The following is a 13,679-nucleotide window of genomic DNA, read 5'->3' on the forward strand; positions in this document are numbered from 1 at the left end:
CAATTTTTGGTTTTTAGCAAAATGAATAACTCAGCTATCGAAACAATTAACTCAATCAATCGTGTTAGAGGGGTTTCCAATAACATGATGGCTTACAGACTATCGTTGATCATGCAACAAGCTAAAGAGAACTCCACTCCCCTAGCTACCGAAAACCAAGCCTTACCCCAAGAACGCCAGGAAGAACTTACGAAACTCCTATCCAAGTCTCCCACAACTCAAAATCTTGAAGACTTTAGGCAAAAGCTAAAAAATAGGTACTACTTAGAATATCTATCGAAATTTGAAGCTAAATTGGGTGTAGAGTTACAGAAACAAGATACTCCGACAAGAGTTGAGAGATTAATTGCTGAGAAAAAATCACAATTCTTGCAAATGCAGCAATCTAAACTCGAAGAAAAGCCAGACCACAACCAGTCCAAAGCTTCTCCAAAAATTTATAGTAGTTTACCAGAACAAAGTGAAGCGACCAATAAATTACTCATCCCTGCAATGATGGGACTTATTGTTGCCAAAGGTCAAAATACTGACGCAAGAACCCGGATCTATGAAGGGGTTAGATACAAGTTACAGCTATTGATGAAAGAAGGTAAGCAATTCCTTAGCATTAATCGCAAAGATAGGAAACCGGAGAAAGCCTTTAATGCGTATAAAAATGATAAGAATTCTCAATTCAAGATTTTAGAGAACAACCTCACAGAGCAGGAAACTCATGGAATAATCGAATTTAACAAACAGAGAATCGTTCAAGAAGCCCAAAATAAAGACAAGGATAATAACCTTGACCTGGGAGATTAGAAATAACCGAGGAATATACCACCAGCAAATCCAATTAATAACAAAGGACGTTTTATCCCCCTTTCAATCTTAGAAAAGGGGGAAATTATTACTGCCAAAATTATGTAAAATAAAGCTTGTGTTACATCAACATCAAACTTAATAATTGCAGCAAAGAATAGAGTAAAAAATATAGCAATTTCCACTCCAGTTTCAATCTTGTTCAGAAATTTGACATTGTTTAAGTAACGCATTTTTTTCCCCTTCACTAACCTGTATCGTACCATCAAGCCCATAAGGTTTATTAACACGATAGGGGAAAATAATCGTAAATTTAGTTCCTTGCACAGACGAGTCTACCAAAAGCTGTAGCCCATGAGCTTTTGCAATCATCATCGCTACATACAACCCCAACCCAGACCCCGATGATTGTGTGTTCGCTCGGTAAAAAGGTAAAAATATATTTGGTATTTCGTGTGGGGCAATACCTTTACCAGTATCTTCAATCTCAATTACCAAATCATCTCCTTGATTCAACAATCTAATAAAGACATCACCATCACTAACAGTATATTTAATCGCATTTTGTATTAAATTAGATATCATTCTGCCCAAAGAAACAGCATCAGCCATAACTTCAGCACCATGAGCTAACGGTATATGAGATTCATAGTTAAGTTTGAGTGAACGGCACTTAGCTAATGGCAAAAATTCCAAATGCAGTTTTTGCAAAAACTTGAATAAATCTAAACGTGTAATAGACGCTGGATGAATATTGAAGATATCATCAGACCTTTCTTTACTTTGATTTTCCAGCAAATAACTAACTCTACTATTCGTCTGCAAAATAGCTTCCAAAACTGGTTTGATGTCTTCCAATGTATGACCATAATGCCCAATTATGAGTTGGTTCAAAATAATCCTAATCCCTATAAGAGGGTTGAGAATATCATGCAGAAAAGCTGAAGATGTAAGAACACTTTTAATTAGCATAAGTATTGCTTTAGATTCTCTTATTTTATAATAGTAGAAATACTTAGGATAAGTTGATAGTAAGAGTATTGGGTATAGGATGTAAATGAAATATCTATCTTTAGAAGTATGTCTTTAGATATATTCACGAGGATTTAGGGATAGGATGTATGGTACAAAGGTTGAAATAATTTTCATTTTAAGTAATTAATTAGTATTTTTATGATATATGTATAATAAGTAATTATACAAAGTGCCTCAAATGATTCACATAGTAGTCATTGAAGATGAACCCCTCATCAGAATGGGTATCAGGGCAGTAATCGCTGAAGATCCAAATATGAATTTATGTGGTGAAGCGGAAAGTGGTGAAAAAGGAATTATCCTGGTTGAGGAAACTAAACCTGATATTGTTTTAGTCGATATTGGTTTGCCGGATATGAATGGGTTACAAGTTGTTTCCACCATTAAAGAAAGAACCAATGCCAAGGTAATAATTATTACCTGCCAATCGAATGAATTTACAGTAAACTCAGCTTTTGAATGTGGGGCAGATTCATATTTGTTGAAGCAAGACACAGAAAATATCACCTACGCAATTCACAGAACCTATAGAAAAGAAAGATTTTTAGACCCTAAAATTACAAAATTTTTTTTAAAACCTAATTTCAAAAAAGGACTGAGAAAAGGAAAATTATACGAAGCCAAACTCACTACAACTGAAATCAAGATATTAAAATTAATAGCTTGTGGTTTGTCCAATAGAGTGATAGCCAACAAGTTATTTATTACTCAAAATACTGTCAAATGCCATATATCAAATTTGTTCACCAAAATGAACGCTAGAAATCGAGTAGGCGCAATTGCTCAAGGACAAAAGCTCGGTTATTTACAAAATTGTGACCTTCTTCAAGCAAATATTGAAGAAGAAGCTATTTAATTTTAATCAGGCAATGTCCCTGGAGTCGATTTTTGTCGGCTTTACAAGCGGAGATAGTTGATTGATTATTTTTAACTATTTCCCTAGCAAACTGGCCCTCTTCAGATTTTACCCATGACAAGAGTTGCAAATCATTTTTCGTAACAATAGATGCAACACCTACGTAATTAGCGACAATATTCCAAGTAGTCAGGGAACCCAAGAGCGCCCCTGCCGCCATTACCCCTCCAAAAATTGCAGAGATAGGCCAAATCTCCAGTTTCATCTTTCCTGGTTCTAGCATTTTTGGTGATAAATTTGGTAACTCTTGTGCTAAAACTTCTCTTACAGAAGAACTCACAACGGCATAGTGCATTGACTGAGTTGTTTTGCTAGTTTGCTCCAGTTTTCTGTCGATGAGAACTGCCCAGGCTTCTACCATCGCTTCCATTCGAGCCGGAATTTCAATCATTGTCTCTTCATATCGTCCCAGAGTTAGCATGATCTGAAACATGGGATCATCAGGAGAAATGCCCAGAGAAAGGGATAGTTCCTGAATTTTAGCTTGCTCTGATTCCGAATATCCGCGCATTGCATCTTCCATCGAAATCGTCATAGTCACTCCTAAAAATTCAATTTGGATAAACACAGATAATTACTAGCCACTTGGCTTTTAAGTAGTTCTTGATTAAAATTTTGTATCCAACGATATATATATGAGCGGTAAAGAATATATATCGATTTATCATCACGTATCTGCGAGTAAGGTTTATTAGTTCTTTCCATTGCTTCATAGTGGTCAGTATGTAATTTAGTTAAAGTTATATCAATACCACCTACTGAATATAATTTCTTCTGCATAGAAGTATGATAGTTTTTAAATCTGTGATCAAAGTGATAATTTTTGATCACTATATAATTGGCATACTCCTTAGAGAAATTTATAATTTCCTCCATAAATTGTAGACAATTTAATCTATGTGAGATAGGTTGAAGAAATGTTAATCTCCAACCAGATTCATTTAGCAGATTAAAAAAATCTGATTCATCAATAAAATTACAAATTTTGTCTACATACTGTCCAGGCATATCTAAAAGAATTACCTCTAGTTGTCCATGTTTTAAATCTTCTAATACTTGGTCAGTTTCACTCTTAAGAAAATCCAAAGTATTAACAGCAATTAAATTACTGTATGCTTGTAGTTTATGAAAATTATCATGGTCGTAAGCTTTGACAGTTTTACCTTGAGAATAAAGTAAATCAATCAACAGTTTACAGACTGTAGATTTCCCAACACGGGAATCGCCTACAGTCATAATCATCCGCTTATTTTGCAGCATCTGAATTGGGTAAACCTAATAAATGTCTGACTGGTTTAATGGAATCTTTGAACTTGCGTAGCCATGCTGTCACCCTTCCTTTTACAGCAATGAGATCATTTTGTTGTATCCCTTTAGCAAAGGAATAGCTTTGTTGATCAAGATAATCATAAGCGTGTTCAATTAGATCCGGCATACATATTTCGTGAATATATTGTTTGTTGGCTGAATCAGATTTAATTTTTTGAATTATTTCTGAATTATTGTATCTGCTAAATTCGTTGTCTTCTCCAAAAAAAATATTTTTGACCACTATATAGTCAACATTATTTTGGCAGTAACTATACAAGTTAACAAACTGGTTGACTGAATCTAATGTCCGAGAGATAACTACTACCATAGTTACTCTCATTTGGTAAATATTTTTGATGGTTTCAAAAAGATCCATATCTTGGACAAAATCCTTCAAAATGTTGCTAGATTGTGGTGGTAATTCCAACAAAAATAATGATTTTGAAGAAAACACAACTTTACCAGTTTCACCATCTTCAATTGATTTATCAGGGGTAAAGATATATTTTCCCAGTCCTTGTAAAAATATATCTGTTTGTCCCCTTTTAAATATATTAAGTGGTTCAATTGTACATTCGTTACTGTAAAATCTTTTTATCTGTGGATTTGAAACATCCGCATCAAAAGCTACAAAATCTTGTTGTTCATCTATCCAGGCTTGTAAAAGTCCTCTTGCAAAGGTACTCTTACCAACGCCCCCTTTATCACCAGTTACGATAACCAATCTACGAGAAGTATTTTCTTGTGATGTCATTTTTTTTCTACCCATACTAAGCAATTATTTCATTAGACAAATACTGTAAGAGCCTCAAATAAAAAGGCTCGACACAATTGAAATAACTAAATCGTGATGCATGAACGGATTTTAAAGCTTGTAACACTAACCCTTGTTTAATTACATCCAATGGAAAATCTGTTTGAGGCAGTCTTTTGAGAACGACAAAAACTACTAAATCTAATTCTTGTGCCATTAGTAGGTTTGTCGTTGATAAAACTAATTTTTTATACAAGCTTTCATATCCATCGTAATCCTTGGTTACATTTTGTATTATTTGTAGATAGTAAATTCTTGATTGTTCTTCTTGATTGTCTTGAACAGTAGGATAATCACATCCGAAGGGAATTGTTTTGTTGATGAAACGCAAGTAAAAATCCACAATTTCCTCTTGATTTATTGCCCAGTCTGATTTCTGATATTTTAAATAATTTATTATTGATTCTTTAGAAGTGAAATTAATATTGTTATTTTTATATTTTGGAGAATAAGTCGAAGCGACATTTTCTGTCAAAGTTGAAATAATATCTGTTCTTACCCAATACCCTAATTTTCTTGTCAGCTTGGGATTTGTGTAATTTAGGGAATAAATAGATGAAGCAGGCATGGTATCAGCCCGGCATACTTCTCCATTTACGACGACATATCGTTGGTTAATTTCAATGTCATGCTTTAAATTTGAAACTTCCACACCAAGTAGACAAAATACATCTTCAGCGAATAACTCTACTCCACTAGGAATATTTACTACACGAACTATTTTTCCCGATGGATGGTTGAACTCCATCGGATGCCATATTTCAACCATAAATCCTGCTTTTCGTTGTCCTGATTTGCGATCAATATGGCATATTCTGCTTCCATAAGGGAATAAACTAAATTACGGGATCAATATCATACTTTCTTACTATTGCCAAAAAAGTTGAAGTGTGAATACAAAATAGAAATAACCAATTTCTAGGTTTCAACGCTATTCTCTAAGAAAATACCTTCCTGTTTCCCAATACCCTACACCCGCCCCAACGAGGCTTAGTCAATGGGTTAAACTGTCTGTACTAGGGTATATAAGTGGTGTAGAAATGGCTAACACAGAACGCGAATCAATAAACTTCAAACTCCCCAAAACCCTCACCAATGCACTCCGCAAAGCTGCACGAGAACGTAACACTACGGCTACCGATTTAGTGATTCAAGGCTTGCATCATATTCTGGGGCAAGTTCCTGGCACAGAAACAAGTGTAGAAACTCGTCTACACCAACTCGAAGCCTTTGTGACTCAAATGGCTAATGGACAAGATGCTGGTGTAGACGATAGTTCAAAACAAAGACTTTCATTGTTGGAACAAAAGACCGAAGCCATATCTTTGAGGTTGGCACAAATTGAAGGAGCTATTTCTTTACTTGGACAGCGTTCTGCAAGTCCTCAAAGAAAGCAGTCCTACCAATATCATCCACCGCAGTTAGAACTGCAAGCGTATCAAGGGGTAAATCTGGCTAAAAGATTGGGTGTCGATTTAGCCACTTTAGAGCGAGAACGAAATAATCAGAGTTCTAAGGACTTTGAAAGATGGTGCAGGTCGAAAGATCCTGGTTCTGTTGGGTGGCGCTTTGGTGACGATGGACTATTCCATCCAATTAAATGATGGAACACATTTTTGGTCTTTTGGTCACAGTTCCAGTTCCTGCCCCGGCTGCTGGTGCTGGTGGTCACGCTTCTGTTGCTTTTGGTACTTTCTCCATGCAGACAGGGTATCATTCCAATCTTTACCTTTGGGTTTAACTCGCATGGCATGATGTAACTGTTCCATGATCATTCGTGCCGTCTCATTCCCGGCATGATCATTGTCATAGGCCACTTCTACTGCGGGGACAGTTTGGATAAATTCTACAGGCAGACTTTTGGGGCTATCCACTGCCATGTACATTGTCTTGGTTTTGGGTATTCCTTGCTCAACTTCCATTTCCAGAGTGGCAAATGACAGCACCTCAATGGGGGATTTACACAATACAACTTTTTCAATTTCACCGTTTGGTTCTCCTCCCAGTTTTAAATGAAACCACCCATCAGTTCGCTTACTTCCTGTCACATAACCCTCAAAGCTGTTATCTTCCCCTTCTGTTACATTTAAAAATGCACCAGTGGTTTCACCATCTAGATTCCGCATTAAGAACACGGCGTTTTGTTGCTCGTCAGCGTAAATTAAACCTTGATCATGAACGGCTTGGATAAAACTTGGTAGTAATTCTCGCGAATAGGTAAGATAATTTTTGACTTTATGCCATTGGTGGTCATCAGCTGGTGGGGGTACAAACTTGGGTCTGGGTTCTAACTGTGCAAATTCAGTGGCGATTTTTCGAGCTTGGGCGATGACTGCCTTTTCTACCCCAGCTTCACCAAAATTATCATGTACCCAAGCGATCGCCTGGGCATTATCACACTGGTTAACGTGCATCACCAAGTCAATAGCACCACCGCCACCCTTTTGTTCACTGGGATGAAAGTCATAGAATTTGGAGCCATCTATATTCATGATATGACCCTGGCCTCTCCATTGCCCTGGCTGGTTGTGGTCACGGTCTAACCCCAACAGCCAAGCTACATCCTCCAGGGATAAGTCGCGTAGTTTTTCTGTCTGCTGCCGCAAGTCCCAGCTTTCTGATTCGAGTTGTTTGATTGTGGTTTCTTGCTGTTGCCGGAGTTTTTCACTAGCGATCGCATTTTGAACAGCTCGTTGTTCATGTTCAATGGCGCGTTGACGATCCGCTAATTGATGATCGAGTGCTTGAATCACTGGGTCAGCTTTCATCCGAGTATAGAATCGTTGTGCTGTTTCTCCCAATATGGGTTCTAATCGTTCAAGTTCCAAAGTCAAAGGTTGACTATTTACGGCTTGGTAATATTCCTTAATTTTAGTGTGGGTGGCTTTACTGCCTTTGACCCCTCGTTCAATACCCAATGGTGCTAGTGCTTGAGCATAACTATCCTGCAATTTGGATAACTTGATTCTGCACTCTTTAGGTGAACCGCCAAACATTTTGTAATGACTGAGAAGATGGGCTTTTTCGTCAATCGGCACTATGTAAGCGTGAATGTGAGGGGTGGCTTCATCCAGGTGTAACTCTGCTCTTACGCATTTATCACCGTAATTTTCAATCAGCCAGTTCTTAGAGGTGTTAGAAAAATTCCTCAATCGTTCCTGATCCCATTCTCCCGCTAGTGATGGGTCATAAGGGCGAAAATATTCTGGGCTGGCACTCAAAAACATCTCGCTACACAACACGGCATCTTTGCGGGGCTTGTATTTTGTGCAAGACTTAATTTTGAGTTTGACAATTTCCTTCAAGGGATGGTCAATGTCCCCAACCAACCTGATATTTGTTTTTTGTGGGTCAGCATTAGCAGTTTCTTGAAGTCTGGCAGTATGGGCTTCACTACCCCCCACATTGCCAAAAGATTTCAGCTTCACCACTCGTAAAATTGCTAAACCTGCCATCTGTTCTCAGTTGTATATTTACTCCAGTTTTCATGCCCCAAAGGGTAATTGTGGGTTGTCTCTGGGCGAGCATGAACGGGACGGAAATCTCACCCGTAGATTTTAGAACTGTAGTGAGTACAGTTCTAATAAATTGCACCTGACACTCATGGGATGGCGGTAGTCCTGCCTTGTGTCATCATTAGAGAGAAACCCATCCCTTATAAGTATAACAAAAAGGCTATTTAACGGCTAATTTACAGGGTTTTAGGGTTAATGAAGTCATCAGGTGGTGTCTTGGTTTATTATTAGCAGTAAATCACGAGAAAAATGCTGTTTTGGGGTCAATCTTTACCTCAAATTACTATCAAAAATACCTCTGTGACTGTTGACTAAAAACTGGCTAATTTAACGTAAATACAAGGGTTTTCAGTTATTCAAGTGTCAATAAGGCTATCTTAATGATAATTATCAGGCTGCTTCGGATTCACTCGACCTTTTTTCAAAGGCTGACACAACTCTTTTGTAACTATAAGTATTATAAAGAACTACAGAATAATTTGTGAACAGTTTTTTGAATTACTTTTGCAACATGAATGTATTATGATTTTTGAGTCAAAATTTTCTAATAAAAACGGCTGTAACTTTCTCTGTATATGCTTTTGAGCGGTTTTTAACTAAAAATAGGAGGCGTAGACAAGGCATAAAAGTCTCAAAATATGTCGATTTTGGTGATTTTTTACGCTCATTGGGATGTCATTAAACTATCGCATTTTGGTTACATTATGTGTTTTTCGGGAGCAATAAAGTTTTTTCGTTGCTCAACAGCGTCCTTTTGATATCTAAAAGCCCTTCTGTTGATAATTTGAAGCGTGCCAAAGACATAGTGTTAAATTACACAAAAATACCACTGTTAAACTAAATTAAATCTATGTAGATTGTGGTGTTTACTAGCAATAAGTTTACAAATAAACGAAGAACTATCTTGGCTGAATAAATTTAAAATTTAAATAAATAGTAAAAGTGTTATCAAAATTAGTTGTCGAATTCAGAAAGGCTTAACAAGAAAATGATTTATTATTGCTCGTTGAGAATTCATTTGTTATTCTTTAAATGGTAGTGATGCGATAATTTATCGCATCTGCATTCCTGTTATCAAGATTTTAAAACACAAGAATATGACAGATGCAAAGCACCAAAGGATTTCAATAAAGCGATTAGATGATAGTGTGGATGGACAAGTAATTAGTTACTTGCAATCTGACCCTTTTGATGAAAATGAGAGCTTTCCTGAATTAGTTTTGTCTACTCTCAAGGCACACTGGCTACCTTTAACATTATTGTCAAAAGGGGTGGGTGGAGAAAAACTAAGGCAAGCAGGGATTCGTGCGATCGCTAAATTAGAAGCGCAAATCAGCACCATTCGTCGAATCTGTGGGCTTGATATTGAACCAGTTCATGTTGCGCCAGTAGTTATCAACCAAACATTTGTATCAGCAAATGATAAAACATCTACCTGGGGAGAGATTTCTGATAGTCATTCAAATAATAGTAGTCAGTCAAATGCTCAAACTAATGAGGATGAGATTGATGAGGATGATGACGACTGGGATGTAGAGGCGGCATTAATGAGGATGCCAAAGCCCGAAGAATTAAGAGACGCGAATCGAATGATGGGTTTAGGGTAATAAATCAAGAAAAACATGACTAAAAATCAAGATAAATCAAAAAATGTCACTAGGCTGGTCTTGACTTGTGATTTAGGTGGCAGTCAAACTAAAGCGATCGCACAAATATATCCAGATGGTATACCGATAGTATTGGCAATGTCCCCAGAAGTTGCAGATGTGAGCCAAGGTTCAATTGAGCGGTTGATTCAACAAAATCAATTTTTTCATGGCAACAATGCTTGGGTGGGATTGGGTGAAGAATACTATGTATTAGGTGAGTTAGCAAAAACTATGTTTGCAGGGACGGCAGCGATACGAGATTTAAAGTATCAGTATGCGCTGCCAAAAATTATGGCCATGTTATGGCTAGCTTGCCGTAATTTTAATTTAAACTCTTTTAGTGAGGTTTTTGTACAACTATTGCTACCACCAGGAGAAGTCAGCGATGGTGAACAGTTAGCAATAGAGTTAGCACAAGCTTTGAAAAAAGGTGTAACAACACCGACAGTCAGGCTAAAAGGGAAGCTACGTAATTTTGATGTTTCTCGAGAAGGCTCTGGAATTATGGCATATTATCGTCGTAGTATCCAAAATAAATATTTCCAAAATAACATTGGGATGCTGATGTTAGGGTATCGGAACGCCAGTTTTTATCTTTCCCAAAAGGGCAACCCATCCCTAGCAGAGTCTACCCAATGGGGTATGAGTTGGGTAGTAGCACAGTTTGTTGAACGTACTGCTGTTGGTTTATCTAAATATGATTCGCGTTTGATACCGGCTTTATTGGCAGCAGGTAAGGGCGATTTTGATGACCTACGTGCTTTATCACGCAAAACTACGGAGTCTGGGATAGAGTCGGATTTAAAGCTGTTTCAAAAGTTATTGCCAGATGTGCGCGACGAGTATTGTCTTGCTGTACTCAGATGGATGCGAAATATTGCGGACTTGGATGAGATTGTAATTTGTGGTGGAACGGCTGAATTTGTTCGACAAGAGTTGACTGAACATTTTGAGAATGAGGGCATACCGATTGTTTGGAATGGCAATGTGTCAATTCCAAAGAAGTTAGATACTCTTGATTTGGGGGATAGAGTAACTGATGTTTGGACAAGCCATATTAGCCACATTAAAATGTTGGACAAAAATTTAGGTCATGATCGTCAAGGAAAAACTTTAGTGCCAACCGATAATCAACCAACTTATTATAATGGCAAAATTCCTGAAGATGTATGGATTCAACAGGGTTTTATGCCCATGCACGAAGGTGTGTGATTTTATCTCTTGATAAGAAAAATAAAAGCAGTGTATAACTGCTTTTATCAAATTTACTTTTGAAGTTGGAATATTTCTTCTAATTCTTCCCAATTACAATATACTGATTTAAATAAAGAATTTGAAAGGAGGAGATTTGATGCTATGGAAGTCACAAAAATCCCCAAAACTAAGCCGATTAAAATATTTTTTACTCTTCTTAAGTTTCCATCGCCATACTTCAATGCAGTTTTCGCGTAGCGATGATTAACAAAAGCCAAAATACTCATGCAAACTCTACAACTAACTGCCCATACCAACCCTATTCAACAATGCACAGTTACTCAACTGCCATTTACTATTGGCAGTGACCCAGATAATGATTTGGTGGTCAGCGACAAAGATGTAGATAGTTATCATGCCGCCATCCTTTGGGGAAAAAACCAATATTGGTTATTTGACGTGGGCAGCAGCAGTGGAACTCGTATTGGTAGCACACAACTTAGGCATCAACAATCACAGGCTTTATCAGATGGGAATTTAATACAAGTTGGCTCTGTTATTATCGTTTGTAATATCATAGAATAAGTCGCATATAGGAGACAAATAAATCAGTGGCTACGAGGCGAATGACTTTCCGGTTATACCCAAATAAGCAAACACAGCAGTCTTTGCGGTATCACCAAAAGTTACACAAAGACCTCTATAATGCCGCAGTCAATAATAGGTTTACGCAATATCAAAAATTCAACCACAAGGTTGATTATTTTGAGCAACAGAATTGTTTACCAGCGTTCAAGGAAGTTTGGACAGAATATAAAGAAATTAATTCACAAGCTTTGCAAGCAACCTTGAAGCGTGTTGATTTTGCTTTTGAACGTTGGTTTAAAGGTTTAGGCAAGCGTCCAAGATTCAAGTCAATACGCCATTATTCAGGTTGGACTTATCCGGCTAAAACTGGTTATTCGGTAGAATCAAATGGTGAAAATGGTTACTTAAACTTGTCTAAAATTGGACGGATTCAGATGCGAGGGAAAGCAAAGTATTGGGGCAAACCAACCACTTGCACTATTGTTTACCGTAACGGTAAATGGTACGCATCTATTACTGTTGACGTTTTAGATCAAGCGTTAAAGCCTGAAGTTTTGCCAACTGGTGCAATTGGCATTGATTTTGGTTGTAAATCAGCATTATCAATTACCGATGGAGAAAATCATCAACAAATTGATGCTCCCAAGTTTTTGAGGAATGCTGAACAGAAAATAAAAAAGGTATCTAAAGAAAAAAGGCGCAAACGCGCACCCAACAGAAACAAGAAGGTCAAGGCTTCTAGAAGATGGAAACAAGCCCAAGCTCAGGTTAGTAAACTAACTCGTCAAGTTGCTAACCAGCGTCAAAACTGGGTTCATCAAGTGGCAGCAGAAATAATCAGCAGTAATAGCTTCGTTGCCACCGAAAAACTAGAGGTCAAAAATATGACTAGTAAAGCTAAGAAAGGTCAGCGTAAAAAGCAAAAAGCTGGTTTGAATAAGTCAATACTGGATCTTGGTTTTGGAATGCTTCGCAGTACCATCAAGTACAAAGTAGAACAAATTGGTGGTGTGTTCGTTGAAGTTCCAACTAAGAAAGTAAAGCCTAGTCAAACCTGTCCTAAGTGTGGTCATCAACACAAGAAAACACTCAATATTAGAGTACACGAGTGTGGGGTTTGTGGATATATTCAAGACCGCGACATCGCTGCTGCCGAAGTTATGCTTTATTGGTCGAAAGGAACACTACCGGGGTTAGGAACTAACCTCGTAGACGCAGAGTCGCCTAGCTCTACTTCATACACCCGCAAACAAGCAGGAAGTATGAAGCAACTAGGGACGAAGAAGCGTCAAAAATCTGTAGAAGTTTCTGCTAGCAACGAACTAAGGGATGTAGAAACCCATAGTTCAGGCGGAGCCAACTATGGGTAGTTCATAGACAGTGGAAAATTTCTTAACCAGTTGATGTTGACTAAGTACCCTTTTGAATCCCTAGTAACACTCAGTGGACTGAGTGAAGATGTAGCCAAAGACCCTTGTTGGCAAAAACCTGAACGAGAGAGACGAAGATTGTCAGTACAAGAAACTAATGCCTGTGATTGTTATGGGAAGAATTTGTTTAAACAATGTAAATTTCCTGGTCTTGGGACTGTGGAAAGGTCAGCATTAATCTGGAATGATGTCTACAAAGCCCGACAATTGATTGGCAATGTTCACCAAACTTATGGGGATATTTTCAGTATCAACGTCATGTTGAGTTTAATGCAAATGACTTTCCTGATTGGTGCGATCGCTATATTATTATTTGTATTTCAGTCAGCGAAAGGATAAAAATGCCTCTGAAGTCAATCAGAAGCATCGTGTTTTGTGTTTTGTCTTTGAGCGAATTCAACATTTACTAGGACAATTGTACTAAATAAC

15 protein-coding genes are annotated in these 13,679 nt (G+C 37.6%); 8 read left to right on the forward strand and 7 right to left on the reverse strand.

Annotated elements, in window-relative coordinates; genetic code table 11:
• Positions 1-21: 21 nt before the first annotated feature.
• Positions 22-798 (forward strand): hypothetical protein, encoded by a 777-nt coding sequence (locus tag AACX33_RS08155; protein ID WP_227788912.1) that lies wholly within the window; start codon positions 22-24, stop codon positions 796-798.
• A gap of 192 nt (positions 799-990) precedes the next feature.
• Here the strand turns inward: AACX33_RS08155 and AACX33_RS08160 are convergent, their stop codons facing one another.
• Positions 991-1,692, reverse strand: coding sequence for a sensor histidine kinase (locus AACX33_RS08160; protein ID WP_227788914.1), 702 nt, complete (start codon positions 1,690-1,692; stop codon positions 991-993).
• A 319-nt stretch (positions 1,693-2,011) separates the two neighbouring features.
• On the opposite strand from AACX33_RS08160, the gene AACX33_RS08165 reads away from it, so the two are divergent.
• Positions 2,012-2,689: a response regulator gene (locus AACX33_RS08165; protein WP_227788981.1), complete on the forward strand. Its 678-nt coding sequence runs from the start codon at positions 2,012-2,014 to the stop codon at positions 2,687-2,689.
• On the opposite strand, the gene AACX33_RS08170 is transcribed toward AACX33_RS08165, so the two are convergent.
• From AACX33_RS08170 to AACX33_RS08185, 4 genes are read right to left on the reverse strand one after another with little or no spacing between them, the layout of a single operon-like run.
• On the reverse strand, positions 2,682-3,284 hold the full coding sequence (locus AACX33_RS08170; RefSeq protein WP_227788915.1) for a DUF6753 family protein: 603 nt from the start codon (positions 3,282-3,284) through the stop codon (positions 2,682-2,684). The genes AACX33_RS08165 and AACX33_RS08170 overlap by 8 nt on opposite strands.
• A gap of 8 nt (positions 3,285-3,292) precedes the next feature.
• Positions 3,293-3,985 (reverse strand): hypothetical protein, encoded by a 693-nt coding sequence (locus tag AACX33_RS08175; protein ID WP_227788916.1) that lies wholly within the window; start codon positions 3,983-3,985, stop codon positions 3,293-3,295.
• A 10-nt stretch (positions 3,986-3,995) separates the two neighbouring features.
• Positions 3,996-4,814, reverse strand: a complete 819-nt coding sequence (locus tag AACX33_RS08180) for a nucleotide-binding protein (protein WP_227788917.1) — start codon at positions 4,812-4,814, stop codon at positions 3,996-3,998.
• A gap of 16 nt (positions 4,815-4,830) precedes the next feature.
• On the reverse strand, positions 4,831-5,643 hold the full coding sequence (locus AACX33_RS08185) for a hypothetical protein (RefSeq protein ID WP_227788918.1): 813 nt from the start codon (positions 5,641-5,643) through the stop codon (positions 4,831-4,833).
• 271 nt (positions 5,644-5,914) lie between these two features.
• On the opposite strand from AACX33_RS08185, the gene AACX33_RS08190 reads away from it, so the two are divergent.
• Entirely contained in the window at positions 5,915-6,478 is a 564-nt protein-coding gene (locus AACX33_RS08190; protein ID WP_227788919.1) for a hypothetical protein, read from the forward strand.
• 24 nt (positions 6,479-6,502) lie between these two features.
• Here the strand turns inward: AACX33_RS08190 and mobV are convergent, their stop codons facing one another.
• Positions 6,503-8,329, reverse strand: coding sequence for a MobV family relaxase (mobV, locus tag AACX33_RS08195; RefSeq protein ID WP_227788920.1), 1,827 nt, complete (start codon positions 8,327-8,329; stop codon positions 6,503-6,505).
• A 1,157-nt stretch (positions 8,330-9,486) separates the two neighbouring features.
• Between mobV and AACX33_RS08200 the strand changes: the two genes are divergently transcribed.
• Together AACX33_RS08200 and AACX33_RS08205 are read left to right on the forward strand one after the other, a co-directional pair.
• Positions 9,487-9,996 carry a hypothetical protein gene (locus AACX33_RS08200; RefSeq protein ID WP_107807068.1) on the forward strand — a complete coding sequence of 170 codons (510 nt, stop codon included), beginning with the start codon at positions 9,487-9,489 and terminating at the stop codon, positions 9,994-9,996.
• Between the two features lie 15 nt (positions 9,997-10,011).
• Positions 10,012-11,250 (forward strand): ParM/StbA family protein, encoded by a 1,239-nt coding sequence (locus tag AACX33_RS08205; RefSeq protein WP_227788921.1) that lies wholly within the window; start codon positions 10,012-10,014, stop codon positions 11,248-11,250.
• Positions 11,251-11,303: 53 nt separating this feature from the next.
• On the opposite strand, the gene AACX33_RS08210 is transcribed toward AACX33_RS08205, so the two are convergent.
• Entirely contained in the window at positions 11,304-11,519 is a 216-nt protein-coding gene (locus AACX33_RS08210) for a hypothetical protein (protein ID WP_227788922.1), read from the reverse strand.
• On the opposite strand from AACX33_RS08210, the gene AACX33_RS08215 reads away from it, so the two are divergent.
• From AACX33_RS08215 to AACX33_RS08225, 3 genes are read left to right on the forward strand one after another with little or no spacing between them, the layout of a single operon-like run.
• The gene (locus AACX33_RS08215; RefSeq protein ID WP_227788923.1) at positions 11,518-11,817 is read left to right on the forward strand and encodes an FHA domain-containing protein; all 300 of its coding nucleotides are present in this window, start codon (positions 11,518-11,520) and stop codon (positions 11,815-11,817) included. The two genes, AACX33_RS08210 and AACX33_RS08215, sit on opposite strands and share 2 nt — an antisense overlap.
• A 41-nt stretch (positions 11,818-11,858) precedes the next feature.
• Entirely contained in the window at positions 11,859-13,190 is a 1,332-nt protein-coding gene (locus AACX33_RS08220; RefSeq protein ID WP_265338637.1) for an RNA-guided endonuclease InsQ/TnpB family protein, read from the forward strand.
• Positions 13,191-13,223: 33 nt separating this feature from the next.
• A complete protein-coding gene (locus tag AACX33_RS08225; protein ID WP_227788925.1) occupies positions 13,224-13,589 on the forward strand; it encodes a hypothetical protein in 366 nt (121 codons plus the stop codon).
• Positions 13,590-13,679: the final 90 nt, after the last annotated feature.

The sequence above is a fragment of the Nodularia sp. LEGE 04288 genome (genome assembly GCF_963896525.1).
Classification (GTDB): Bacteria; Cyanobacteriota; Cyanobacteriia; order Cyanobacteriales; family Nostocaceae; genus Nodularia.